The organism is uncultured Pontibacter sp. (genome assembly GCF_947499215.1).
Taxonomy (GTDB): Bacteria; Bacteroidota; Bacteroidia; order Cytophagales; family Hymenobacteraceae; genus Pontibacter.
The window spans coordinates 1,511,079-1,537,340 of sequence record NZ_CANMNI010000001.1 but is presented as its reverse complement, the minus strand read 5'-3'; the positions used below and the strand labels follow the sequence as shown (position 1 = coordinate 1,537,340).

The following is a 26,262-nucleotide window of genomic DNA, read 5'->3' as shown; positions in this document are numbered from 1 at the left end:
CTTATTTGAAGATGTAACGTACACCAACCTGACCTCTCCAGCGAGAAGCGAAGTCTTGCGTGAAGTAAGGGTTGCCATCAGTCAAGCCTCTACCAGTGTAACGCAGGGTAGGAGTAGTAGTACCTGAACCAGAAACTACGTCAAGCAGCTGGAATGCGTTGAAGTTAGCACCATACTGTCTGCCCCAATCTTTGTTAAGTAGGTTACCGGCGTTCATCACGTCGAAAGTAAACTGAAGTTTGTGAGATTTCTCATCAGTTGTGTTCAGCTTGATTTCGTGCATGAAACGAAGGTCAACTTGGTTTGTCCAAGGCATTCTGTCGCCGTTACGCTCAGCATACTGACCTCTTCTGCTTCTCAAGTATTCGTTGCTTTCCACGTAAGCGTTGAAAGCTTCCCACTGGGCATCCTGAGCTGCCTGATCACCTGAGAATCTGATCTCGTTTCTGTTGCTAGGGATGTAAACAAGGTCATTAGTTCTACCATCGTCACCGTTGATGTCACCGTTGTAGATGTAAGAAATCGGAGCACCAGACTGGCCATTGTAGAAGGCTGAGATTGTAGTTGATGAACCGTTCTCATACTTCAAGGTATAGCCAAGAGCACTTATAATTCTAGAACGGATGTCGTTATCAGCCCAAGCAGCTCTGATATCATTCAGACCATATACTTGGTTTACATTAATCCAGTTTGAACGAGCTTGGCTTGAGTTACCTGGGTTAGCGTCCTGAGCTCTAGAGTAAGTATAAGCTACTGAACCGAACAGACCAGAGTCAAATGTCTTCTGTAACTGACCTGTAACGCTGTATGAGTAACCCTGATTTGTGTTAGTCAGGTAGATGATATCGTTGAAGTTAGTATCATCTCTCTTGAAAATAGGACGCTTGTCAGCACCTTCTAGTGTTCCGTTCTGAACTAGGTTCAGGTTCTGATAGTAGATGTTGTTAATTGTCTTAGAGTAAATACCTTCTACTGTGGCAACTACGTTACCAGGAAGTCTGCGGTCAATAGCACCGTTTACTCTGAATAGCTGCGGGAACTTGAAGTTAGGGTCTGTGATGTTGATTTCAGAAGCTCTTTCGTTCAAGCCAAGATCACCAGATGTGATTTGTGAGTTTGGATCAGCATTGAAACGCAAATCAGGGTACTTAGAACCACGTGCGTTGATGCTACCAAGCATGTTACCAGTGTTAGTATACTGGTTAGAGATCCAAACAAATGGGGCTCTACCTGTGAAGATACCGGCACCACCACGAACTTGTGTGCTACCATCATCAAATACATCCCAGTTAACGCCAACTCTAGGAGAGATCAAGAACTGAGTTCCTGGAGTTTTGTTAGTAGCAAGACCACGCTCCGTAAACTTAGAGTTGTTGTTGATCATCTCGTTTGCAGCCGGCTCATCGTTGAAAGTAGGCATGTCTAAACGAATACCACCTGTAACTTTCAAGTTTGGCATTAGCGCGTACTCATCCTGAGCATAGAAACCAAGCTGGAAGGCCGTAAAGTCTGCGCCTTGTTTACGGTTGTCAGTCAGTGAGTAAGTTCTGTCATACTGGAAAGGAGCAGTTTCTTCAGGTGTACCTACAGCTTCCCACGCTTCTATAGAGTCGTACTGGTATGCACCGAACTCCTGACGGATGAACAGGTTGTAAGTTTTATAAAATTCGTTGTGTGTACCGAAAGTGAAGGTGTGTTTGCCTTTGAACCAGCTAAAGTTGTTGGTTAAAGTAAATACATCTTGGTCTAATTGGTTAGCAACAGAGAAAGCCTCGCCACCTAGCGTTACTCTTCTACCACCTGACAGGTTAAGTTGTACAGTTGGGAAAGGATCACCACTGATTGTTCTGTTGTCTCTTACTGTAGTGTAACCTACGAGTAACTCGTTAGCGAAAACACCACCAATGTTACTGTTCAACTGTGCTACAGTAGAGTTAGTAGTGCTTGGGAAAAATACTGCGTTGTTAGAAAAACGAAGTGTGTTAGGGTTTCTAGATAAGCCCAGATCTTCGCCATAAGTATAGCTGTGACGCAGTGTCAACTGGTGATTGTTATTGATGTTCCAGTCCAAACGGGCGAAAAGTTTTTCGCTGTTTGTTTCTTGAGACTGAGCGCCGAAGCTACCAGGATCATAACCAAGACGTTTTGCAACAGCTGAGATTCTATCTAATTCATCGATGCTGAAATTAGACGTAGGTGAACCCGGCTCGAAAAGTACTGGCTGAGTTCTTTTTGTCACTTCACCGTTAGCGAAGAAGAAAAGCTTGTTTTTGATCAAAGCACCGCCTAGTCTGCCACCTAACTGGTAGTCTGTGTAGTCAGGATAAGCGTTTCTAGCGGCATCATTGCTTTTGCCAACAAGTTTTTCGTTGTTACCAAAGTAATACACAGAGCCTTCTGTGTTGTTGCTGCCGCTTCTTGTAATAGCGTTTACACCACCACCAGTAAAGCCACCCTGACGTACGTCAAAAGGAGCAACTACTACTTGGATAGCCTCGATCGCATCAAGAGAGATTGGCTGAACACCAGTCTGGCCACCGTTAGTACCACTGGAGGAGAGGCCAAACACGTCGTTATTAACAGTACCGTCAATAGAGAAGTTGTTGTACTTGTTGCTCTGACCTGCGAAAGAAGTACCAGCGCCAGCTGTTGAAGCTTGTGGAGTCAATCTTGTGAAGTCATTCAAGCTTCTTGAGATTGTAGGAAGTGCTTCAATCTGCTCAGTTGATACGCTTGTAGCAGCACCAGTTCTGTCAGAATTGATTACCTTGTCTTGCGCAGCTGTTACTGTTACTTCGCCCAAAGTTGTGGCGCTTTCAGATAAAACTAAGTCAAGACGGTAGTTTTGACCAAGTGTCAGCGTAACGTTCTCAATTCGCTGTTCTTGATAACCCACATAAGATGTGGTAACTGTGTAAGGACCACCAACACGCATGTTCTGAATGTTGTAACGTCCTTCTGAGTTAGTAGGGGCTACATACTGTGTGTTAGTTGGTTGGTGAACAACGATCACCGTTGCACCAGGTAATTCAGTACCAGACTGATCTTTTACCACGCCGTTCATAGCGGCCGTAGTAGTGCCTTGTGCCCAGCTATACTGTACTGTCAGCACAAGAGCTAGGAAAAGACATAGCGTACTATAAAATTTTTTCATAAAAAGATTGATTGATTTTTGCCTGCAAAATTAGAGGCTATATTGCTAAATGCAACTACTTAGAGATTAAATTATTATTAATAATTCGTCTTATGTTATTTATTTTCAAGCAATAGAAAAAAGTTGTAAATTGCGATCGGACGTTATGCTTAAACTCAGTTTAAACACTGAACGCCAAAAGGAAAGGCGGTGCTTGCAAGCACCGCCTTTCCTTTTGGCGTTCAGTTGTAATTATCGCTAGTTAAAAATGTAGCGTATGCCGAATTGCCCTCTCCACCTTGACTGAAAATCATTCACAAAGTAGGGGTTGCCATCTGTCAGGCCCCTGCCTGTGTAGTTGAACCTCGGGGTTGTGGTGCCTGCCTCGTACCCGACAAAGTCTATGGCTTGGAAAGCGTTGAAAGTAGCAGTGTACTGTCTGCCCCAGTCTTTGTTGATCAGATTAGTGAAGTTAAAAATATCAAGCGTAAGCTGGAGTCTGTTCTCGATATTACCCAGCCCTAGTCTGAACTCCTGCATCAGGCGCAAGTCAATCTGGTTCGTCCAAGGGAGCCGGTCTTCGTTTCGCTCCGCATATTGGCCCCGGCGGGAGCTCAAGTAGTCATTGTCACTGATAAAGGCATCCAGTGCCGCCCACTGATCGTCCGGCGTGGGAGAGCCGGGGATGACATTTCCCTGCCGGTCAGTAATAGGCACAAGGTTGATCTCCGACTGGTCTCTCGGGATGTAGATCAGGTCGTTCGTCCTGCCCGCATCATTGTTCACGTCCCCGTTGTAGATATAGGAGAGCGGTACACCTGTCTGTCCGTTGTAGAAAGCGGAGATGGTGGTGCCGGCAAAGCCCAAGTAGTTCATATTATAGGTAAGCCCTGCCACCACTCTGGAGCGCACGTCATTGTCAGCAAAGGCTTCTCTTACATTGTTCAGGCCTTCTACTTGGTTTACGTTTATCCAGTTAGAGCGCGCTTGGCTCGAGTTGCCGGGGTTTACGTCTTTGGCGCGTGAGTAGGTATAGGCCAAGGAACCGGAAAGCCCATTCTCCATGAAGGTCTTTTGCAATTGGCCGGTCAGGCTGTAGCCAAAGCCACGGCTTGTATTGGTCAGGTATATGATGTCCTGAAAATTATTGCCCGGAATTCTTCTGAAAACAGGACGATTATCCGCTCCATCCAAGGTGCCGTTTTGCTCCAAATTCAGGTTCTGGTAATAGATGTTATTCAGGTTCTTGGAGTAGATACCCTCCAAAGTGGCCACCATATCAAATGGCAGGCGCTGGTCTATAGCGGCGTTTACACGGAACAGCTGCGGGAATTTGAAGTCTGGGTCGGTGATGTTGATTTCAGCTGTTCTATCCGACAGGCCCACGCTGGTGGCGGTTGGCTGCATATTTGGATCCGGACTGAAACGGATCTGTTCCAGCAGCGGTCCTGAGGTGAGGGCAAGGCTTCCCAAAAGCTCACCCGTGTTGGTGTACTGGTTTGATATCCACACGAAGGGGGCTCTACCCGTAAAAACGCCGGCGCCGCCACGTACCTGAGTATTGCCATTATCCATCACATCCCAGTTCACCCCCAGCCTTGGAGACAGCATATACTGGGCTCCCGGCGTTTTGTCTGTAGCCAAGCCCCGGCTTTGAAATGCCTCGTTGAACTCCGTGTTGGCAGCGGGCTGATCGCTAAAGGTCGGGATGTCCAAACGCAGACCGGCCGTCAATTTCAGGTTGTTCATCACGGCATACTCATCCTGTACATAAAAACCTAGTTGGAACGCGTTGAAATTAGCACCCTGCTGGCGGTTGTCGGTGCGGGAGTAGTTTCTGAAAAATGCGCCCGGGGCAGCTTCATTCGGTGTGCCAATCGCTTCGAAAGCCTCGAGGGAGTTATACTCATAGGCCCCAAACTCCTGTCTTATAAAGAGGTTGAACGTTTTGTAAAATTCGTTGTGGGTTCCGAGTGTGATGGTGTGTTTGCCTAGAAAAGCATTGAAATTGTTGGTAATGGTCAGCACATCTTGGTCCAGCTGATTTTGTGCGGAAAAGGGCTCACTGCCCAATGCAATCGTTCTGCCGCCATCAAGCCTGATAAGTACACTCGGGAAGGGATCGCCAATAATGTCGCGGTCATCTCGCACTGCCGTAAAGCCGATCAACGCCTCATTGGCATACTGCCCGCCGAACTGGCTGCGCAACTGGAGTACGCTGGAGTTGGTGGTACTTGGGAAGTACTCAGCGTTGTTTGAGAAGCGCAGGGCGTTCGGTGTTCTGGAGTTGTCGATGTTTTCACCATACACGTAACTGTGGCGGAGCGTGAGTTGGTGGTTATCAGTAATGTTCCAGTCGAGCCGGGCGAAGATCTTATCACTCAGGGTTTCGTCGTCTATGGCCCTGAAACTGCCGGGGTCATATCCCAGTCGGTTAGCCGTGTTAAATACCCGGGTAGCTTCATCTACTGTGATGTTAGAGCCTGCGGAGCCGGGTTCGAACAGGAGCGGGGCCACCCGTTTGGTTTTCTCGCCGTTTACAAAGAAGAAGAGCTTGTCTTTGATGATCGGACCGCCGATGCGGATACCGGTCTGGTAGTCGGTGAAGTCCGGCAGCCTTGTTCGCGCGTCATCCGGGCTCTTGCCCACCAAGCGTTCGTTGTTGCCGAAATAATAGGCCGAACCTGTAAAGCGGTTGGACCCGCTTCGGGTAATGGCATTGATACCACCCCCCGTGAAACCGCTCTGTCTCACGTCGAATGGTGCTATCACGACCTGTATCGCCTCAATGGCATCGAGGGAGATCGGCTGCACACCGGTCTGACCGCCATTGGTACCACTGGCCGATAGGCCGAACACGTCGTTGTTCACGGTGCCGTCGATGGAGAAGTTATTGAAGCGGTTGTTCTGGCCCGCGAACGATATGCCTGCTCCTGAAGTGGAGGCCTGCGGCGTGATGCGGGTAAAGTCGTTGAGGCTTCGGGAGATGGTCGGCAGGGATTCAATTTGTTCCGTCGATACGTTGGTGGCGGCGCCTGTTCTATCCGAGTTGATAATTTTGTCCTGCGTGGCCGTCACCATTACTTCTCCGAGTGTGGTGGTGCTTTCCGCCAAGGTCAGGTCCAGTCTGAAATTCTGGCCTAATGCCAAGTTGATATTCTCAAACCGCTGTTCCTGATACCCGACATAAGAGGTCCTAACCGTGTAAGGACCGCCAACGCGCATGTTCTGAATATTATAGCGCCCCTCTGCATTGGTGCCAGCTACATACTGCGTGTTGGTTGGAGTGTGGACCGCAATGACTGTTGCCCCGGGAAGGGGAGAACCACCTTGGTCTTGCACTACGCCGTTCATGGCGGCTGTAGTTGTACCCTGTGCTAATGCTGTCTGGCCTGTCAGCAAAAAGAGAAGGAACGGAAGTAGCCTTGTGTAAAAAGTCCTCATAATACTTATAAGTTTGATTGAAAAAATCTAATTGCTTATAAGTACGTAGTTGTGAGGGTTTTATGTGTTGTTTTTGTGTAAAATTTTGTATCGGATTCCAGATTATACCTTGTTTCTTAGAGGGTTTATTCCTCAAATGGCCTGACCGCTTTGATAAAAATCTTCTGCCAGTAATCTGAAATCAGGTTGTTTTCGATGACACCGAGGCTGGTGGAGGCGTGTATGAATTTTATCTCATTATCATTGATTACCTCGGTTACCATGCCCACGTGCGTGATCTCACGGCTGTATTTGTTGGCACCGAAGAATACCAAATCACCTTCTTTCAATTCCTTTACCTTAACCGGCTTGCCGTAACGGCTTTGCTCCTCCGAGGTGCGGGGCAGGGTGACGTTTATGCTCTGAAAGGAGGTGCACAGCAGACCGGAGCAGTCCATGCCCACGCGGGTGGTACCTCCCCAGCGGTAAGGGGTGCCGGTATAGGAGCGCGCCGTATGGATAACGGTGGCTACATTCTCGTCTAGGCGGCGTGCATTGGGTACTTTGGTTCGGCTGGTGCGGTCTTTGGAGGCTACTTTTTTGCCTTTACCACCGTTGCGGGCGGCCATTCTGGCCTGTTTGCGAGCCTGACGCTTCTCCTCGGCTATTTCCCGGGCTGACTTATACGTTTCGCCACGCTTGCTGAAAGTGGGCTGCGCAGATTGGCAGGAGGCCAGCAACCCAATAAAAAAGATAAATAATAGGTAATTGGTAATTGATGTTCTCAAAGCGTAACTTGGTAATAGATGACACAATTAGGTGACGTGCTGGCTAAATTAAGCATTAGCTATTTAATATAAAATGAAATTCAACAAGATAAGCCCCGAACTGGCCGAAATTTTTGCCTCCATCGTCGGGCATGATCACATGGTGCTGCCCGCTGACCTAGAAGGTATGGAGCGCTATACCCATGACGAAACCGAAGACCTGCGCTACCACCCGGAAGTGGTGCTCAAACCTAAGAACGCCGAGGAAATAAGCCGTATTATGCGTCTGTGCCACGAAAATCTTATACCGGTGACACCACGCGGAGCCGGCACCGGACTGAGCGGCGGCGCGCTGGCGGTGCACGGGGGCGTGGTGCTGTCGATGGAGCGGCTAAACGCGATCATTGACATCGATGAGCGCAACTTGCAGGCCACTGTGGAGCCCGGCGTGATAACGCAAGTGTTTCAGGAGGCGGTGATTGCAAAAGGACTTTTCTATCCGCCGGACCCTTCGAGCCGGGGCAGCAGTCAACTGGGCGGCAACCTGAGCGAATCGTCGGGCGGACCGAGGGCGGTGAAGTATGGCGTGACCAAAGACTATGTGCTGAACGTGGAGGTGGTGCTGCCAACCGGTGAGATTACGTGGACCGGCGCCAATGTGCTCAAAAACGCCACCGGATACAACCTGACGCAGCTGATGGTTGGGAGCGAGGGTACATTGGGGGTTATCACCAAGATTGTCTTCAAGCTTATACCTTACCCGACCCAGAATCTGGTGATGCTGGTGCCGTTCCGCAAAGAAGAAGAGGCCGCCGCTGCCGTAGCGCGCATCTTTATGGCGGGCATCGTGCCGTCGGCGCTAGAGTTCATGGAGCGCGAGGCCATTGAGTGGACTTGTCGGTATGTAGGTTTGGAGATGCCGATGTCAGCTGATGAGCGGGCGCATTTGCTCATTGAGCTGGACGGCAACGACATGGACTTGCTCTACAAAGACGCCGAGCGGGTATACGAGGTGCTGGAGACTTTCGACGTAGGCGACATACTCGTGGCCGATACCGAAAAACAGAAAGAAGACCTTTGGCGCCTGCGCCGCAACGTAGGCCATGCCGTGAAAAGCAACTCCATCTACAAAGAAGAAGACACCGTGGTGCCGCGTGCCGAACTGCCCGTGCTCTTGCGGGGCGTAAAGGAGATCGGGGCAAGGTATAACTTCAAGTCGGTTTGCTACGGCCACGCCGGCGACGGCAACCTGCACATCAACATCGTGAAGGGCGATATGTCAGACGATGACTGGAACAACAAGCTGCCCGAAGGTATAAAGGAGATCTTCCGCCTGTGCGTGAGTTTAGGAGGCACCATCTCCGGTGAGCATGGCATTGGGCTGGTGCAGCGGCCTTACATAGGTATAGCACTCAGCGAAGTGCAGTTGCGGCTTATGCAAGGTATAAAGCAACTCTTTGATCCGAATGGTATTCTCAACCCGGGGAAGATATTTTAAACAGAAAGAGGCAGCCATATAACGGCTGCCTCTTTCTGTTTATGTTATGTATGTGCCAATAATTATGCTTTGGGCTTGGTATCTGTATTGTGCTTTTTTTTTGATTTTTTAGCTTCTAATTCCTCATCCAACTGCCGCAAGGTGTCCCACGACTGCAACAGGTTGCGCGGAGTCTCGTGCAGTTCTGGTTGTGACGCGGCGGACTGATGCGCTTCTGGGTTTTCGGGGCCGCTGCCCATATTATATAGTTTGCTTTGTGCTTGATTGGATTTCTCTGTTGCTTGGTGACTGCGAAACAGAGCCTCTTCTAGTGATTTATCGGGTTCCATAGGTGTTTCCTCTTTTTTAGGTTAGTGATCGTGTTCTGCTTTCTCTTTTTTCTTATCTTCTTCTTTAATAAAATTGTTTACATACCCTGCCACATCATCAGCGTGCTCTTCCATCAAAAAGTGGCCGCTGTCTTCAAAGTGCAGCACATAGCATTCGTGGAAGAAGTTTTTCCAGCGCTGCAGCGCGTCGATCTTTACCAGTTTGTCGCGCTCCCCCCAGAGTATAAGGGTTGGGATATCCTGTATTTTCTTGCGCTCCTGCCAAAGTTCGTCATACCACTTGCTTACCCCCACCAGCTCGCGGGCGCAGGCTAGGGAGCTTACCGTATCATCCGGGTCGCCGAGCGCTCGGGTGTACTGCTCCTGCAGCTTCTCGGGCATCTTGCTTTCTTTCCCAAACAGCTCATGCACCAGTGTGCCTGTGGTTACGTTTAGCTTGGAGTGCAGAAACTTGCCCAGCGGGCCCACCAAGTACTTGCTGGCCTTCGAAAACACCTGATGGTTCGACAGGGACCAAGTCCATGTGTTGAGCATCACGATGTTCTGCACATTGTCCGGGTGCTTGATGGCATAGGCCAGCCCGATAGGGGCACCAAAGTCATGCACCACCAGCGTGATGTTTTTGAGCTGGAGGTGTTCCATAAGTTGCTCGAAGTTGGCGGCATGGGCCCGTGGCTTGTAGCTCCAGTCCTTCGGTTTGTCCGACAACCCAAACCCGATCAGATCCAGCGCAATGCAGCGATGCTTTTTGCTTAGAATTTTGATGAGGTTGCGGTATGCAAAAGACCAAGAAGGCGTGCCGTGGATCATTACGATCGGATGGCCTTCTCCCTCATCGATATAGTGCATTTTGCCCGCCTCTAGCTCTAAGAACTTAGATTCGAACGGATATTCTTTGGTATCCAGCCAGTCTGGTTTCATAGGTGACTCAGGGTGTGATCTATACTTACTATACTTGAGAGAGGGGCACAGGTTGTGCAGGAAGTAAAAATCTGTCCGGAAATGCTTTTTTTATCGCCGTAAATAGGATTGGTGCGTATGCCCTTCGATAAATCGTAAATTGCAGCCACTATGTTTGGAATAGCAGGAGTGTATGCCTTTACAGCCACTGGCAACGAAGCGTTACAGGGCTTGGAACGACGTGTTCGGGCACTCCAGAATTCAGACAATGGTAATAAGAGACTCTATCAAGAAGGTCAGGTCGGGTTGGCGGGTTCTGCACAGACCTTCCAAGATCCTACCGGGCGCTATATCATGGTATACCAAGGCGAAGTTTTAAACTGCCGTGATTTGCGCACAAAGCTCCAGTCTGTAGGCTATACCTTTCATACCGACACAGATGCCGAGGTCATACTGCGACTTTACATAAAAGAAGGTCAGGAGTTCCTTAAGCGGCTACGTGGCTATTTTGCCTTGGCCGTTTACGATAAAGTGAAAGATTCACTGTTCATCGCACGCGACCGATACGGCGAAAAGCCTTTGCTGTACTACAGAGATGCCGACAAGTTCCTATTTGGCTCTGATATGGCGGCTTTGCTGGAACTTGGCGTTCCACGTGAAGTAGATCAGACCTCGCTTTACCAGTACTTGCAGCTAGGCTATGTGCCGGCACCCGCTTCTATGTTGAAGGGTGTTAAAAAGCTACTGCCCGGTCACTTTCTATACCTGAAGGATAACAAGCTGCATCAGAAAATGTGGCATCGTCTGCCTTACGATTCTGAAAAGGCGGCAACTAACCCACTAAGTTATACACAGCAGCAAGCCAAGCTAGAAAAACTGCTCGAACAGGCAGTCGTCGGCTGTTTAGGGACCGGCGATCCGCCCGGAGTATTATTGGATGGCAGTATAGAGTCTTGCATAACAACGGCGCTTGCCTCCAAACACCTGTCTCAGCTTAAGACTTTCTCCATCGGATTTGCAGGGCAGGCTGATACAGATGTCCTGCGCCATGCCCGACTAGTAGCCAACAGGTATAAAACCGAGCACACGGAATACCTTGTGACAACACAGGATATGTATGCCAGTTTGCCGGGTTTCCTAAATTGCCTGAGTGAGCCTTTTGCCGACTCCTCAGCTCTGGCAGAATATATTCTAGGCGGACGTGCAAGTCAAGAGGTGCGGATTGTACTTTCGGGAAACGGTACAGATGAGCTTTTTGCCGGGTGTGAAAGGCATCTTGCTGAGTATCAACTGATAAGTGGTGGCGTAAAGGTTGGGGTGGCGAAATCCCTTGGATTTCTTCTGAATTTATTGCCAAATCCCCGTAACTCTTTTGCTGCGAACAAAGTAAGACAACTGCGTCAGTTCTCTAAAGGCGCCGGTATGCCCCATAGGGAAAGATACTGGCAGTGGGCGAGTTTGGCCAATGAGTCAGAGGCCCTCGCGCTGTTAGAGCCTAAACTGGCCAGAAGTGTTCGCAACAGGCTATACTTGGCCCGAAAACAACGTCTCTTATCTTGTCTGGAAGAAAATCATCACAACCTGAACAACGTGCTCTGCGCCGACTGGCAGCTGGAGCTTGCAAATGTTGTGCTTCCAAAGATAGATCTGATAGGGATGGCAAATGGATTGGAGATCAGAAGTCCGTTCTTAGACCATAAAATTGTTAAGTTTGCGTTTTCACTTCCGGTAAGTTCCAAAATTGATGCTACACAGCGAAAGAAAATTCTGCATGATACGTTCAAAAGCTTATTGCCTAAAGAATTGACTAACAAACCTAAACAGGGGTTTGAATTACCATTGCAGCAGCTGTTGCAGACAGAAGCCCGGCTATTGGTGGAGAGCTATCTGTCTGATGACTTTATCCGAAGGCAGGGAATATTTGATCCGGGGCAGGTGCAGCGCCTGCGGGTAGGTATGGCCAGCTCACGGAGTGGTGAGTGGCAATCTCAGGTATGGAGCCTACTGGTGTTTCAGCATTGGTGGCAGAAATGGATGCTGTGAGGGCTTTAAAAAGTGATATTATATCGTATATAATAGTATATAAACATTAAATTTGTACTTCATTAATAAGATTTACCTATGAGAATAGCTGTAGTAGGCACTGGCTACGTCGGCCTTGTGACGGGCACCTGCTTTGCCGAGGTGGGCATCGACGTGACCTGCATCGACATCGACGAGAAGAAGATAGAGAACCTCAAGCAGGGCATCCTGCCCATATACGAGCCGGGTCTGGAGGAGATGGTGACGCGCAACGCCCAGAAGGAGCGCCTCAGCTTCTCCACCGACCTAGCGGCCAGCGTGCAGGGCTGCCAGGTGGCCTTCATCGCCGTGGGCACGCCTCCGGGCGAGGACGGCTCGGCCGACCTGAAGTACGTGCTGGCCGTGGCCCGCGAGATCGGCCGCTCCATGACCGACTATCTGGTGGTGGTGACCAAGAGCACCGTGCCGGTGGGCACGGCGGCCAAGGTGCGCCGCGCCATCCGCGAGGAGCTCGAGGCGCGCGGCGCCGACATCGCCTTCGACGTGGCCTCCAACCCCGAGTTTCTGAAGGAGGGGGCCGCCATCGACGACTTCCTCAAGCCCGACCGCATCGTGGTGGGGGTGGACTCCGAGCGCGCCGAGCAGGTGATGAGCAAGCTCTACAAGCCGTTCCTGATGAACGGACACCCCTTGATTTTCATGGACATCCCCTCGGCCGAGATGACCAAGTACGCGGCCAACGCCATGCTGGCCACTAAGATCTCGTTCATGAACGACATCGCCAACCTGTGCGAGGTCATGGGCGCCGACGTGAACATGGTCCGCAAGGGCATCGGCTCGGACGCCCGCATCGGCAACAAGTTCATCTACCCGGGCATCGGCTACGGGGGAAGCTGCTTCCCCAAGGACGTGAAGGCCCTGATCAAGACGGCCTCCGAGAACGGCTACCAGATGGAGGTATTGAAATCGGTGGAGACGGTGAACGAGAAGCAGAAGTCCGTTCTCTTCAACAAAATAAGCAACTACTACAACGGCGACCTGTCGGGTAAGACGTTTGCCGTGTGGGGACTCTCCTTCAAGCCCAAGACCGACGACATGCGCGAGGCCCCCTCGCTGGTGATCATCGAGAAGCTGCTCGAGCGTGGTGCGAAGGTGAAGGCCTACGACCCGGTGGCCATGAAGGAGGCCAGGCACTCGCTCGGCGACTCGATCGAGTACGGCAAGGACGAGTACGAGACCCTCATCGACGCCGACGCGCTGCTGCTGGTGACCGAGTGGCCCGAGTTCCGCTCCCCGAACTTCGCCGTGGTGAGCAAGCTTTTGAAGGAGAAGGTCGTGTTTGACGGCAGAAACATCTACGACGCCAAGGAGATGGAGGAGAAGGGCTTCGCCTACTTCGGCATCGGCATCAAGCAGGCCTCTGTTCCACAGCAAACCAACGCGACCGTATAGCCATGGCAAGAAAAAGAGTACTGGTAACGGGCGGGGCCGGCTTTCTCGGCTCCCACCTGTGCGACCGCCTGATAGCCGAGGGCTATCACGTCATCGCCATGGACAACCTGATCACGGGTAACTTGGAGAACATCGAGCATTTGTTCAAGCTCGAGCAGTTCGAGTTCTACCACCACGACGTGTCCAAGTTCGTGCACGTGCCGGGCAAGCTGGACTACATCCTGCACTTCGCTTCGCCGGCCAGCCCGATCGACTACCTCAAAATCCCGATCCAGACCCTGAAGGTGGGCTCGCTGGGCACCCACAACCTGCTGGGCCTAGCCATGGCCAAGGGGGCCCGCATGCTGATCGCCTCCACCTCGGAGGTGTACGGCGACCCGCTGGTGCACCCGCAGAGCGAGGACTACTGGGGCAACGTGAACCCGGTGGGGCCGCGCGGATGCTACGACGAAGCCAAGCGCTTCCAAGAGGCCATGACCATGGCTTACCACATGCACCACGGGCTGGAGACGCGCATCGTGCGCATCTTCAACACCTACGGGCCGCGCATGCGCCTCGACGACGGCCGCGTGCTGCCCGCCTTCCTGAGCCAGGCGCTCAGGGGCGAGCCGCTTAGCATCTTCGGCGACGGCAGCCAGACGCGCTCCTTCTGCTACGTGGACGATCTGGTGGAGGGCATCTACCGCCTGCTGCTGAGCGACTACCACATGCCGGTCAACATCGGCAACCCGTCCGAGATCACCATCAAGCAGTTCGCCGAGGAGATTTGCAAGCTAACGGGCGTGGAGCTCAACGTGGAGTACCAGCCCCTGCCGACCGACGACCCGCAGAAGCGCCAGCCGGACATCTCCAAGGCCAGAGAGGTGCTGGGCTGGGAGCCGAAAGTGGACCGGGCCGAGGGTCTGAGAAGAACGCTCGAGTATTTCAAGGAGAAAGTGCAGATACCCGCTGATCGTGTAGCACACTAGCTCTACAGAAACACTGTATAACAAGAAAGGCCCTGACTAGTCAGGGCCTTTCTTGTTTATGGGAGGTAGCTGAAACTTCTCTTAGATTTTTTTATGTGCTTTAATGAAGTTCTTAGCTTCCTTGTTGGCAGCCTGCTTTTTGTCAGTAGCCTCTAGCACGATGGCGTAGTAGTGTTTTGCCGTTTTAAGTTCGCGTTCCTGCTTAGCGATACGGGCTAGGTTGAGGTATGAATTCACGAAGTAGCCCGATTCACGCTCATTGCTCATTTCGGCGAACATAATGGAGTTTTGATAGTACGCCTTTGCTTTCTGGTAGTCCCTATACTTGTTCTGATTGATATAGGCGAGAATGTAGGAGGCATAGCGTCCGCTTACCGCTTCATAGCCCGGCATACGTTGATCCAGTTTGTTGAGCATGTCCAAGCAAACACGCTCAGCCAGCGTGAAATGGCCCTGCACAAAGAGTGCCCGGGCATAGAAGCGTTGGAAATACGCATTATTCGGGTATTTCTCTACCAGCCCCTTGACCAGATCCAATGCGGCTTCCATATTTCCCTCCTCATTGGCATAGATTTTCATGAGGAAGAACTTAGCCTCGGTACCCGTATAAAAGCCGTTGCCGGCCACGTAGCGGAGCTGTTTTATACCCAGTCGCTTGTCGCCGCTTGGGAAAAAAGCCAGCACTGGGCGCAGCATTTTGTAGTTTTCGTGAATCCAGATGGAGTAGTAGTTGAAGAGGGCCTCGCCGAACAAAAACTCAGGGCTCAGGCCATTGCCCGCTTTGGCTTTTTCCAAGTATTCAAGAGAGCGCTTACTGGCCACGGTAGCCTTGCGCCAGTTGCTACGCTCGGAGTGCAGTCGGGCTGTAAAGCCGTTGGCGGCTGACAGGAAAAAAGCGGCTTCGTAGTCTTTGTCATTGTTATCGTAAAGCTTTTCGGCCTTCTGGATGGTGGAGTCCATGTAGGCGAAGAAAAGGTCGTCGTACTGCAGGGTCTGGATGTTGGTAGGGACGATCTTCCACCACTGGCTGAGGCCCATCAGAAAATAAGGGAGCGGGTGGTGGGGGTAGCGACGGCGCAGGGACTTGAACTGCTTCTCGGCCAGCTCATACTTAAAGTTATACATGTTGTCCACGGCGCCTTCCAGTTCGTACTGGATGTCCTTGTCCATCAGAAGCATGCCTTTTATGTTGCCGGCACTCGGAATCACCTCAACAGATTGCATGGTTATCTCCCTCATTACTGTGTCCTGTTGCGCCTTTGCGCCTTGTGCCATAGCAAAGGTTGACAGGAGGATACCGAGGAAAACAAGTACAATCTTATTCATAGGTTAAAAGAAAAAGCCGGAGTGTCGTGTTTTAGCGCCCTTAACTAGTAATCGGGTACTAAAAGTACAACAATTATACTAAATTTGAATTGATACAAAAGAAATATTACATGAAACTTCTGAAACAACTCTGTAGCATACACGCTCCATCCGGCAACGAGAAAAAACTATCCGATTTTTTGCTTAACTACATTGAAGAACAGAAAGTTCAGTGGAAGCGGCAACCGACCATAGTTTATGGAGAAGGTTTTCAAGATTGTATTTTGTTGATATTCGGAAAGCCCCGTACAGCTATCTTCGCTCATATTGACTCCATCGGTTTTACGGTGCGCTATGGTAAGCAACTGGTAAAGATCGGAGGCCCTGATCTGGAAACCGGCTATACCTTGGTGGGAGAAGACTCGCAGGGAAAGATTGAATGCACGCTGGAGTTTGACGAAGAAGAGCATGAGCTAAGCTACAAGTATGAGCGGGAAATCGAACGAGGAACAGAGTTAGTCTTTAAGTGCGACTTCAGAGAGACAGAGGAAACGGTGCAGTCCTGCTACCTAGACAACCGGTTAGGAGTATGGAGTGCCCTAAAAGTGGCGGAGACGTTGGAGGATGGCATTATCGCTTTCAGTAGCTGGGAAGAGCATGGGGGAGGTTCAGTCGCCTACCTTGCAAAATATATTTCGGAGCGCTATGGGGTACATCAGGCCCTGATCTCGGATATCACGTGGGTAACAGAGGGTGTGCAGCCGGGCAAGGGCGTGGTCATCTCCATGCGCGATAGCCTGATTCCGCGGAGGTCTTATGTGGAGAAGATCATCGGTATAGCAAAAGCCTCTGGTATACCTTACCAATTAGAAGTAGAGGGCTCCGGCGGCAGCGACGCCAAGGAGCTGCAGCATGGGCCATACCCATGGGATTGGTGCTTTGTGGGTGCTCCCGAGGATAATGTACATACCCCAAATGAGATCGTTAACAAGAAAGATATCAACAGTATGGTGGCGCTTTACCGGGAGTTGATGGAGAAGCTGTAAAAGTATTTGATTGGATTTATAAGGGAAGGCCATCTGTTCAGGATGGCCTTTTTGTGCTTTTAAAGGGTGTAGAAGTAGGTTTTGGGAGTATGAGGGTAGGGTTATACGCCGTAACGGCGCAAGCGGTTAAGTTTTAAGGGTATAAGTGAAGGCTAATATAAGTGGCTTTGAGAGCAAATATTTGGAAAAGTCAAACGAATAGGCTTTCTTTAATAGCTCTATATAGCAATTTTTAGAATCTCAACCCTTTTTAACAAAACTAACTCTTATTGAATGGAAACTATTCTCTACGCAATTCCTGGATTTGGTCTGGCGGCCCTCCTGTATACCTTTATACGGTCGGCTTGGGTAACGAAGCAAGAAGCAGGTAACGAACGCATGACAGAGATCGCCCGTCACATCGCCGACGGCGCGATGGCTTTCTTAAAAGCGGAGTACAAAGTGCTCTTTTACTTTGTAGTCATCGCCAGTATATTCCTTTTCTATCTCGGCTATACCGGTGAGAATTCGCACTGGACGATCGTGCTAGCCTTCATCATGGGTGCCCTTTTCTCAGCCATCGCTGGTTTTGTCGGCATGCGCATCGCCACCAAGGCCAACGTGCGCACGGCCGAAGCGGCTCGTACTAGTCTTTCACGTGCCCTGAACGTGTCGTTTGCGGGTGGCTCAGTAATGGGTATGGGCGTGGCAGGTTTGGCCGTATTGGGCTTGGGCTCGCTCTTTATCGTGCTTTACTACTTCTTTGTATACAGTGTGAATGGCGATGTGAACGGGCACGAAATGGAAGTGGCGTTGGAAGTGCTCACCGGTTTCTCGCTGGGTGCTGAAAGTATTGCCCTTTTTGCCCGTGTAGGTGGTGGTATCTATACCAAAGCGGCCGACGTAGGCGCTGACTTGGTGGGTAAAGTAGAAGCAGGTATACCGGAGGACGATCCGCGCAACCCGGCTACTATCGCTGATAACGTGGGTGACAACGTGGGCGACGTGGCAGGTATGGGCGCTGACCTTTTCGGTTCGTATGTGGCCACTATTCTGGCGACCATGGTACTTGGTCGTGAAGTGGTTTCTCAAGACAATTTCGGCGGCATGGCCCCAGTAATCCTACCGATGTTCATCGCTGGTTTGGGTATCGTATTCTCCCTGATCGGTATGCTCTTTATTCGGGTAAAAGAAGGCGGAAACGTGCAGGCGGCTCTTAACTTGGGTAACTGGATCTCCGTTGCCCTAACGGCTGTTGGCGCTTATTTCGCTATTCACTGGCTGATGCCGGAGAATCTGGTGCTCCGTAATTTTGAATTCACCAACGACGGTGTGTTCTATGCCGTGATTATCGGTTTGGTAGTAGGTACGCTCATGAGTATCATCACGGAGTATTATACCGCTATGGGCAAAGGCCCTGTTAATTCTATCGTGCAGCAGTCTTCTACAGGCCATGCCACCAACATCATCGCTGGTCTGGCAGTAGGTATGCAGTCTACGGTTATGCCCATGATCGTGCTGGCGGCCGGTATTGTGCTTTCTTACGCCTCAGCTGGTCTGTATGGGGTGGCTATTGCAGCGGCCGGTATGATGGCGACTACGGCCATGCAGTTGGCTATTGACGCCTTCGGGCCGATTGCGGACAACGCAGGCGGTATAGCCGAAATGAGTGAGCTTCCAAAAGAAGTGCGCGGCCGTACCGACATTCTAGACGCCGTGGGTAACACCACTGCAGCTACAGGTAAAGGCTTCGCGATTGCCTCTGCGGCGTTGACATCACTGGCTCTGTTTGCGGCTTTCGTAGGTATAGCGGGTATCGATTCTATTGACCTGTACAAAGCGCCGGTATTGGCCGGCCTGTTTATCGGAGCCATGATTCCGTTTATCTTCTCGGCACTGTGTATAGCGGCAGTAGGACGTGCAGCCATGGCGATGGTGCACGAAGTGCGTCGTCAGTTCCGCGAGATTCCGGGTATTATGGAAGGAACCGGTCAGCCAGAGTATGAAAAATGCGTGGCCATCTCTACCAAGGCGGCTATTCGCGAAATGATGTTGCCAGGTGCTATTGCCCTGATCGTGCCTGTTATCGTAGGCTTCGGCTTCCAAGGTGTGTTCCCGGATACTTCCTCTCCAGAAATTTTGGGTGGTCTTCTGGCCGGTGTGACCGTGTCAGGTGTGTTGATGGCGATGTTCCAGTCAAACGCAGGTGGCGCTTGGGATAACGCCAAGAAGTCATTTGAGAAAGGTGTGGAGATCAACGGCAAGATGGAGTACAAAGGCTCTGAACCGCACAAAGCGTCTGTAACCGGCGATACCGTGGGTGATCCGTTCAAAGATACTTCAGGCCCGTCTATGAACATCCTCATCAAGCTGATGTCGATCGTGTCACTGGTAATCGCGCCGCACATTGCCTTGGAGCAGGAGCCGCCATTGCCGGAAGCACCCGTAGAGATCAACATGGAAGTAGTGCCGGTAATGCCGGAAACAGCCAGCGCGGACACAGAAACTACCGTTGACTTCGTAGCTTTCGCCGCAAAAAAATAAGTTTAGTTTGCTAAAGACCATGGTTTAACTTCATCTTTTGCGCTGCAAATTGCTCATAAAGGAACCTGATCGCGCATTTTTTTCGCCCCATAGCGCTGCTATGAAGTTTAAAAACTGCTTCGCCAGAACCCATTCTGAGTAATTTTCGCTTGCAAAAACGAAATTAAATCATGGTCTAAGTTTGAATAAGCCCAGCCATAGCGTTGGGCTTATTTTTTATTATCCGTACCTTTGTTTACCAACAACACCACTACACATTATGGAGCCCCGTACTATTACGCTTCACGACTGCCAGTTCAGTACTTACATGTACGAAGAGGAAATCATCGCCCGTATACACATGCTGGCCGAGCAGCTCGAGCAGGACTACGCCGGTAGAAACCCACTTTTTCTAGCTGTACTAAACGGTTCGTTCATGTTCACGGCAGACCTGATGAAGCGCATAAACATCCCGTGCGAGATCTCATTTATCCGTATGTCTTCTTACCAAGACATGCAAAGCACCGGTAAAGTGAGAGAAGTGCTGGGCTTGACTGAGAATATTGAGGGGCGTGATGTGGTGATTATTGAAGACATCGTAGATACCGGCCATACCGTAAACGCATTGTTGCAGCAGCTCAATGAAAAACATCCTGCTTCGATCGAGATCATTACCTTGCTCATGAAGCCAGAGTGTCTGCAGCACCAGCTGGATGTGAAGTACGTGGCCAAGTCTATACCGAACGATTTTGTAGTAGGCTACGGACTCGATTACAACGGATTGGGACGCAACCTGCGCGACATCTACAAGATCGTATCCTAGTACAGGTTAAAAAATATTCAACAGTACATCGATTTTATCCTTAAATTTGTTTTTTATCATAACTCAAAGATATGCTCAACATCGTTTTGTTTGGCCCTCCCGGTGCTGGTAAAGGTACGCAAAGCCAAAAGCTGATAGACAAGTATAACCTAATACACCTGTCGACAGGTGATTTGCTCCGCTCAGAGATTGCCGCTGGCACTGAACTGGGTATGAAAGCCAAATCGCTGATGGACAACGGTTTGTTGGTGCCAGACGAAGTGGTGATCGGCATGATTGAGAACAAAGTGAAAGAGAACAATCACGCTGGCGGTTTTATCTTTGACGGCTTCCCTCGCACCGTGCCACAGGCGCAGGGTCTGGACAAGCTTTTGATGGACCTTGGTACTGAAATCTCGTGCATGATCGCCTTGAAAGTGGACGATGAAGAGCTTACGAAGCGCCTTTTACTGCGCGGACAGACTTCAGGCCGTCCAGATGACCAGAACGAAGAGCTGATCCGCAAGCGCATAGTGGAATACAATACCAAAACGACTCCGGTTGCTGATTACTATGCCGGACAAGACAAGTTTTATGCAGTAGATGGTATTGGTGAGATTGAAGAGATCTTTAACAATATCTGCAAGCATATCGACAACCTGAAAGAGAAGCAGCAGAAGTAATCTTCTTCAAAGCTTTATTTAGATAGAATACAGAAGGTATAAGCAGGCCGGAACTCAAATGCTCCGTACGTGCTTATACCTTATAATTTATACCTATTAGCATTACCTACATTGGCCCAATCCAACTTTATTGATTACGTAAAAATCTGTTCCCGCTCCGGGCATGGTGGCGCTGGTTCTGCGCACCTGCACCGCGACAAACGCACCGCTATGGGTGGTCCTGACGGCGGCGATGGGGGCAGAGGAGGCCATATCATCCTGCGTGGCAACGCCCAGCTGTGGACCTTGCTGCACCTGCAGTACCGTAAGCACGTGATTGCCGAAAACGGCCAAAACGGTGGACCAAGCCACTCGACAGGTGCGCAAGGCAAAGACGACGTACTGGAGGTTCCACTTGGAACAATCGCCCGTAACGCCGAAACCGGTGAGTTCATGTGCGAAATCACCGAAGACGGACAAGAGATTATTCTGACACCGGGTGGTCGTGGCGGATTGGGCAATGCGCACTTTAAATCGCCTACTAACCAGACACCGCGCTATGCCCAGCCGGGTGAGGACGGCAGAGAAGAATGGGTGATTCTGGAGCTGAAGCTATTGGCCGATGTCGGTCTGGTAGGTTTCCCGAATGCTGGTAAGTCAACCTTGCTGTCGGTGGTATCAGCGGCAAAGCCAAAGATCGCCAACTATGCCTTTACCACGCTGGAGCCGAACTTAGGAGTGGTCGCTTACCGCGACTACAGATCCTTTGTGATGGCCGATATACCGGGTATCATCGAAGGCGCTTCGGAAGGAAAAGGCCTTGGACTGCGTTTCCTGCGTCACATTGAGCGTAACTCCATGCTCCTGTTCATGATTTCGTGTGACAGCCCCGATATTGCAGAGGAATACAAGGTATTGGTGAACGAACTGCAGACTTACAACCCAGAGCTACTGGACAAAAAACGCATTTTGGCCATCACCAAAACGGATATGATTGACGATGAGCTGGAAGCTGAAATGCGAGAGACGTTGCCGAAAGATATTCCAACAGTGTTCATCTCCAGCATGACGCAGAAGAATATCACCCAATTGAAAGATATGATCTGGTCGGCACTTAACTCGTAGTCCACCAGTCTTTATGTAAACATGGATCGGTAGAGGCTGCAAGGCTTGCTACCGATTTTTTTTGAGGCTATGCCTCGAACACTTTGTGCCAATCTGACACAAAACCAGAATTGGCAAGACAATTGAAAAGACAAAATAGACCTATCAACCTATAATTCTTAAGGCATTATGTCAGAGAAAGATATTAAGAAAGAGCAGGAAAACGCAGAACTACAGGATAATACTGCCAACTCAGAAGAAAATAACGGACAGGAGCAGGCTGAAGAGACAGCAGAAGATACTGGCTCTGAAACCAAAGCCGAAGCTGAACTGGCAGAGATGAAAGATAAATACATTCGTCTGATGGCCGAGTTTGAGAACTTCAGACGCAGAACAGCCAAGGAGCGCATGGACTTGCTGAAAACAGCCAATGAAGACCTGATGAGCGAACTGTTGCCTGTGCTGGACGATATGGAGCGTGCCCGTCAGTCGATGGAGGCAACTAAAGATGTGGATGCGATGTTGCAGGGCTTGGAACTGGTATTCCACAAACTGAAGCACGTGACCCAGCTCAAAGGATTGAAGCCTATTACCATCAAGGCAGGCGATGACTTTGACAGTGACCTGCACGAGGCAGTAACACAAATCCCAGCGCCATCAGAAGAGCTGAAAGGCAAAATAGTAGATGTAATCGAGAAGGGTTATACCTTGAATGAAAAGGTGATCCGCTTCGCGAAAGTTATAATAGGAGCTTAAGCAATGGCTAAGAGAGATTATTACGAGGTTTTAGGTGTAAGCAAAGGCGCGAGTCAGGAAGAGATTAAGAAGGCTTACCGTAAACTCGCTATCAAGTACCATCCTGATAAAAACCCGGACGACCACACGGCAGAAGATAACTTCAAAGAGGCGGCTGAGGCTTACGAAGTACTGAGCGACCAGCAGAAGCGTCAGCGCTATGACCAATTCGGTCATCAGGGCATGAACGGCGGCTTCGGCGGCGGTGGAGGTATGAACATGGAGGACATTTTCTCCCAGTTCGGCGACATCTTCGGTGGCGGAGGCGGTGGCGGCTTCGAGAGTTTCTTCGGCGGCGCTGGCCGTCAAGGTGGCCGACGTACCCGCAAAGGCAGCAACCTGCGCATTAAACTGAAACTCAACCTCGAGGAAATTGCCAATGGCGTTGAGAAAAAAATCAAAGTAAAACGCTACGTAGCATGTGGCACTTGCGGCGGCAACGGTGCCAAGAACGGTACCGAAATGCAGACTTGCGGCTCTTGTCAAGGCTCGGGTCAGGTGCGCAAGGTGGTGAACACCATGCTGGGCCAGATGGTAAGTACAGCGACGTGCCCTACCTGTAACGGTGAAGGTCGTATTGTCACCCAAAACTGCGAAGCCTGCCACGGAAGCGGACGCGAGCTGCAGGAAGAGGTGATCACGATCAACGTGCCGGCTGGCGTAATGGATGGCATGCAGCTTTCCATGAGCGGTAAAGGTAACGTGCCGGAGCGTGGCGGTGTGCCGGGTGACTTGCTCATTCAGATTGAAGAAGAAGAGCACCCAAGCCTGAAGCGCGACGGCAACAACGTAATATTCGATCAGTACATCAGCTTTATCGATGCTGCGCTTGGTGCTGATATCGAAGTGCCGACCATCGGTGGACGCGTGAAGATCACGATCAAGCCGGGAACACAAAGCGGCGAGATTTTCAGGCTGCGTGGCAAAGGTGTGAAAGACATCAACGGGTATGGCAAAGGCGACCAGCTGATCCACATCAACGTATGGACGCCGAAGTCGCTGAGCAGCGAGGAACGTGCCGCGCTGGAGCGTCTGCGTGACTCCAACAACTTTGCCCCTCACCCGGGTAAGAGCGACAAAGGCTTCTTTGAGAAAGTGAAAGACTACTTTCAGTAAGCCTCTCCATGACTAGATAAACAAAAGCCTGCCTTTTCAATAGAGAAGGCAGGCTTTTTTGTTGCTAATATATCGCAGCACTCGTATTTGGTATAGCCTATACCTGCGTTAGTCGATTAAGTATAGTGCTTTATTGATATTTCTTGTCACTCAGCCCCAAAAAGGCTATTTTTGAACATACCAAAAGGTTAACAGCATTGAGCATTCTTAAAATAGATGGCGTAACCAAGCGATACGCCAACCACACTGCCCTTGACAACGTCAGTTTCGACATCCCGCAGGGCTGTATTTTCGGCTTACTGGGGCCCAACGGAGCAGGCAAAACGTCCCTTATCCGTATCATCACCCAAATCACCGGTGCCGATTCCGGCGAGATTTACTTCAAAGGAGAGAAACTTCGTCCTTCGCACATCAAGGACATGGGCTACCTGCCTGAGGAGCGCGGTTTGTACAAAAAGATGAAGGTAGGGGAGCAGTTGCTATACCTTGCCCAGCTCAAAGGCCTGACCAAAGACGAGGCCATAGCTCGCATTAAGGAGTGGGTGGCCCGCTTTGAGATAAAAGAGTGGCTGAACAAGAACATCGAAGACCTCTCGAAAGGTATGCAGCAGAAAGTGCAGTTTATGGCCACGGTTATGCACGAGCCATCGCTGATCATTCTCGATGAGCCTTTCTCCGGCTTCGATCCCATCAACGCCAACCTGATCAAAGACGAAATCCTGCGCCTGCGCGACAATGGAGCCACTATCATTTTCTCGACGCACCGCATGGAGTCGGTAGAGGAGCTGTGTGACAACATTGCCCTGATCAACCGTTCCCGCAAAGTGCTGGATGGCCCAGTGCGCGAAATCAAAGACACCTACAAGACAGATACCTATCAGGTGATCGGCAACGGGCACTTGCTCATTACGTCGCCAGATTTCGAGGTACTGGAGCAGCACGACAACCATGGTGTGTTCCGCGCTTCTATCCGTTTGCTTGACGGCGCTTCGCCAAACGACTTGCTGCGCTACCTGATCCAGCGCGTGGAGGTGCACTCCTTTGTGGAGCTGGTGCCAAGTATCAATGACATATTTATCCGAAAAGTAAAAGAAACCTACCATGCATAAGATCTGGCTCATCATACAGCGCGAATACCTGACACGCGTGCGGAAGAAAAGCTTCATCATCATGACCTTCCTGACACCGCTGTTGCTGGCCGCCTTCATGGTTATACCTGCATGGCTGGCCACTTTCTCCGACAGCGACGACGTGGTAATGGTGCTGGACGAGAGCGGCATTTTTGCCGATAAACTCGAGAGCAAGGAAGACCTGAAGATCATACCTATTGCTGCCAGTTCAGTAGAACAAGCCAAGGCCGCCTATCAGGAAACTGACTACACCGCTTTGCTGCACATCCCGAAACTTGATCTGGATAATCCGGAAGGTATACGGCTATACTCTAAAAGGAATATCAGTCTGCAAGTGAAGTTCAGACTGGAGAACATGATGGAGAAGGAAATCGAGAGTCAGCGGTTCATGGCCTCAGGTATAGACCGCGAGATGCTCAACAAGATGAAAGCCAACGTTACCATGACGACCGTGAGTCTGAGCGACCGCGGCGAGCGTGACAGCAACGTCTGGGTGACTTCGGGGGCTGGTATCATTGGGGCGGTGATCATCTATTTCTTTATTTTCCTGTATGGCGTGCAGATCATGCGTGGGGTTATTGAGGAGAAGACCAACCGCATTGTGGAGGTAATGATCTCGTCGGTGAAGCCTTTTCAGCTGATGATGGGCAAGATCGTAGGTATAGCCGGCGTGGGCCTAACCCAGTTTTTGCTGTGGGTGGTGCTGTCGGCCATCGTGGTGAGCGGGGTGCAGGCGGCGTTTGACATCAAGCCAGCGCCTACGCCTATCGAGCAAATGCAAGCCGGACGTGACTTAGCGACTGGCGAGGAGCCGGCGCAAACAGAGGAAACAAGTCAGGCCGATACCTTGTCGGAAGTGAGTAGCGCCATCGCCAACCTCAACTTCCCGCTCTTGCTGGGCAGCTTCTTGTTCTACTTCCTAGGAGGCTACCTGTTGTATGGCTCACTCTTCGGAGCCATTGGCGCGGCTGTGGATAACGAGACGGATACCCAGCAGTTCATGTTTCCGATCACGATCCCGCTTATCATCTCCTTCATCATGTCCTACACAGTGGTGATCAAAAACCCGGACGGCCCTGTGGCTTTCTGGATGTCGATTATACCATTCACATCGCCAATCGTGATGATGGTGCGCATACCTTTCGGTGTGCCAGCCAGTGAGCTCTTGCTTTCGATGGGTCTTCTTGTTTTGGGCTTCATCTTCACAACTTGGATCGCTTCCAGAATCTACCGCGTAGGTATATTGATGTATGGCAAGAAGATCAACTACAAAGAGCTGTCGAAGTGGCTGTTTTATAGGGTATAGCC

At 50.6% G+C, this 26,262-nt stretch carries 19 protein-coding genes; 13 read left to right on the top strand and 6 right to left on the bottom strand.

The annotated features are described in order from the left end of the window. Position 1: 1 nt before the first annotated feature. The 3 genes from Q1A04_RS06725 to Q1A04_RS06715 form a co-directional block, all read right to left on the bottom strand. Positions 2-3,154 (bottom strand): TonB-dependent receptor, encoded by a 3,153-nt coding sequence (locus Q1A04_RS06725; RefSeq protein WP_299702941.1) that lies wholly within the window; start codon positions 3,152-3,154, stop codon positions 2-4. A gap of 237 nt (positions 3,155-3,391) precedes the next feature. Next, positions 3,392-6,577 (bottom strand): TonB-dependent receptor, encoded by a 3,186-nt coding sequence (locus Q1A04_RS06720; RefSeq protein WP_299702939.1) that lies wholly within the window; start codon positions 6,575-6,577, stop codon positions 3,392-3,394. A 125-nt stretch (positions 6,578-6,702) separates the two neighbouring features. Next, positions 6,703-7,344, bottom strand: a complete 642-nt coding sequence (locus tag Q1A04_RS06715) for a C40 family peptidase (RefSeq protein WP_299702936.1) — start codon at positions 7,342-7,344, stop codon at positions 6,703-6,705. 73 nt (positions 7,345-7,417) lie between these two features. Between Q1A04_RS06715 and Q1A04_RS06710 the strand changes: the two genes are divergently transcribed. Further along, a complete protein-coding gene (locus tag Q1A04_RS06710) occupies positions 7,418-8,821 on the top strand; it encodes an FAD-linked oxidase C-terminal domain-containing protein (protein ID WP_299702933.1) in 1,404 nt (467 codons plus the stop codon). A 62-nt stretch (positions 8,822-8,883) separates the two neighbouring features. Here the strand turns inward: Q1A04_RS06710 and Q1A04_RS06705 are convergent, their stop codons facing one another. Together Q1A04_RS06705 and Q1A04_RS06700 are read right to left on the bottom strand one after the other, a co-directional pair. Beyond that, positions 8,884-9,150, bottom strand: a complete 267-nt coding sequence (locus tag Q1A04_RS06705; protein WP_299702930.1) for a hypothetical protein — start codon at positions 9,148-9,150, stop codon at positions 8,884-8,886. Between the two features lie 21 nt (positions 9,151-9,171). Continuing rightward, positions 9,172-10,071, bottom strand: a complete 900-nt coding sequence (locus tag Q1A04_RS06700; protein WP_299702927.1) for an alpha/beta fold hydrolase — start codon at positions 10,069-10,071, stop codon at positions 9,172-9,174. Positions 10,072-10,221: 150 nt separating this feature from the next. On the opposite strand from Q1A04_RS06700, the gene asnB reads away from it, so the two are divergent. The 3 genes from asnB to Q1A04_RS06685 all read left to right on the top strand — a co-directional run bounded on the left by asnB (position 10,222) and on the right by Q1A04_RS06685 (position 14,492). Continuing rightward, complete coding sequence (gene asnB / locus Q1A04_RS06695; RefSeq protein ID WP_299702924.1) at positions 10,222-12,093, top strand: asparagine synthase (glutamine-hydrolyzing); 1,872 nt, start codon at positions 10,222-10,224, stop codon at positions 12,091-12,093. Positions 12,094-12,171: 78 nt separating this feature from the next. Next, positions 12,172-13,524 (top strand): UDP-glucose/GDP-mannose dehydrogenase family protein, encoded by a 1,353-nt coding sequence (locus Q1A04_RS06690; RefSeq protein ID WP_299702921.1) that lies wholly within the window; start codon positions 12,172-12,174, stop codon positions 13,522-13,524. A 2-nt stretch (positions 13,525-13,526) separates the two neighbouring features. Continuing rightward, entirely contained in the window at positions 13,527-14,492 is a 966-nt protein-coding gene (locus Q1A04_RS06685; RefSeq protein WP_299702918.1) for a UDP-glucuronic acid decarboxylase family protein, read from the top strand. Between the two features lie 81 nt (positions 14,493-14,573). Here Q1A04_RS06685 and Q1A04_RS06680 read toward each other — a convergent pair whose 3' ends face one another. After that, positions 14,574-15,818, bottom strand: coding sequence for a lipopolysaccharide assembly protein LapB (locus Q1A04_RS06680; RefSeq protein WP_299702915.1), 1,245 nt, complete (start codon positions 15,816-15,818; stop codon positions 14,574-14,576). A 110-nt stretch (positions 15,819-15,928) separates the two neighbouring features. Between Q1A04_RS06680 and Q1A04_RS06675 the strand changes: the two genes are divergently transcribed. The 9 genes from Q1A04_RS06675 to Q1A04_RS06635 all read left to right on the top strand — a co-directional run bounded on the left by Q1A04_RS06675 (position 15,929) and on the right by Q1A04_RS06635 (position 26,260). Continuing rightward, positions 15,929-16,843, top strand: a complete 915-nt coding sequence (locus Q1A04_RS06675) for a M20/M25/M40 family metallo-hydrolase (RefSeq protein ID WP_299702912.1) — start codon at positions 15,929-15,931, stop codon at positions 16,841-16,843. A 273-nt stretch (positions 16,844-17,116) separates the two neighbouring features. Then, on the top strand, positions 17,117-19,366 hold the full coding sequence (locus Q1A04_RS06670; protein ID WP_299702909.1) for a sodium-translocating pyrophosphatase: 2,250 nt from the start codon (positions 17,117-17,119) through the stop codon (positions 19,364-19,366). Between the two features lie 259 nt (positions 19,367-19,625). Beyond that, a complete protein-coding gene (gene hpt / locus Q1A04_RS06665; RefSeq protein ID WP_299702906.1) occupies positions 19,626-20,168 on the top strand; it encodes a hypoxanthine phosphoribosyltransferase in 543 nt (180 codons plus the stop codon). Between the two features lie 71 nt (positions 20,169-20,239). Next, entirely contained in the window at positions 20,240-20,830 is a 591-nt protein-coding gene (locus Q1A04_RS06660) for an adenylate kinase (RefSeq protein ID WP_299702903.1), read from the top strand. Positions 20,831-20,941: 111 nt separating this feature from the next. Then, entirely contained in the window at positions 20,942-21,934 is a 993-nt protein-coding gene (gene obgE, locus Q1A04_RS06655; RefSeq protein ID WP_299702900.1) for a GTPase ObgE, read from the top strand. Between the two features lie 168 nt (positions 21,935-22,102). Then, complete coding sequence (locus tag Q1A04_RS06650) at positions 22,103-22,669, top strand: nucleotide exchange factor GrpE (RefSeq protein WP_299702897.1); 567 nt, start codon at positions 22,103-22,105, stop codon at positions 22,667-22,669. 3 nt (positions 22,670-22,672) lie between these two features. Further along, on the top strand, positions 22,673-23,824 hold the full coding sequence (gene dnaJ / locus Q1A04_RS06645) for a molecular chaperone DnaJ (protein ID WP_299702895.1): 1,152 nt from the start codon (positions 22,673-22,675) through the stop codon (positions 23,822-23,824). 197 nt (positions 23,825-24,021) lie between these two features. Next, entirely contained in the window at positions 24,022-24,933 is a 912-nt protein-coding gene (locus tag Q1A04_RS06640) for an ABC transporter ATP-binding protein (protein WP_299702893.1), read from the top strand. Then, positions 24,926-26,260: an ABC transporter permease gene (locus Q1A04_RS06635; protein WP_299702891.1), complete on the top strand. Its 1,335-nt coding sequence runs from the start codon at positions 24,926-24,928 to the stop codon at positions 26,258-26,260. Before Q1A04_RS06640 ends, Q1A04_RS06635 begins: the two co-directional genes overlap by 8 nt. The last annotated feature ends 2 nt before the right edge of the window (positions 26,261-26,262 follow it).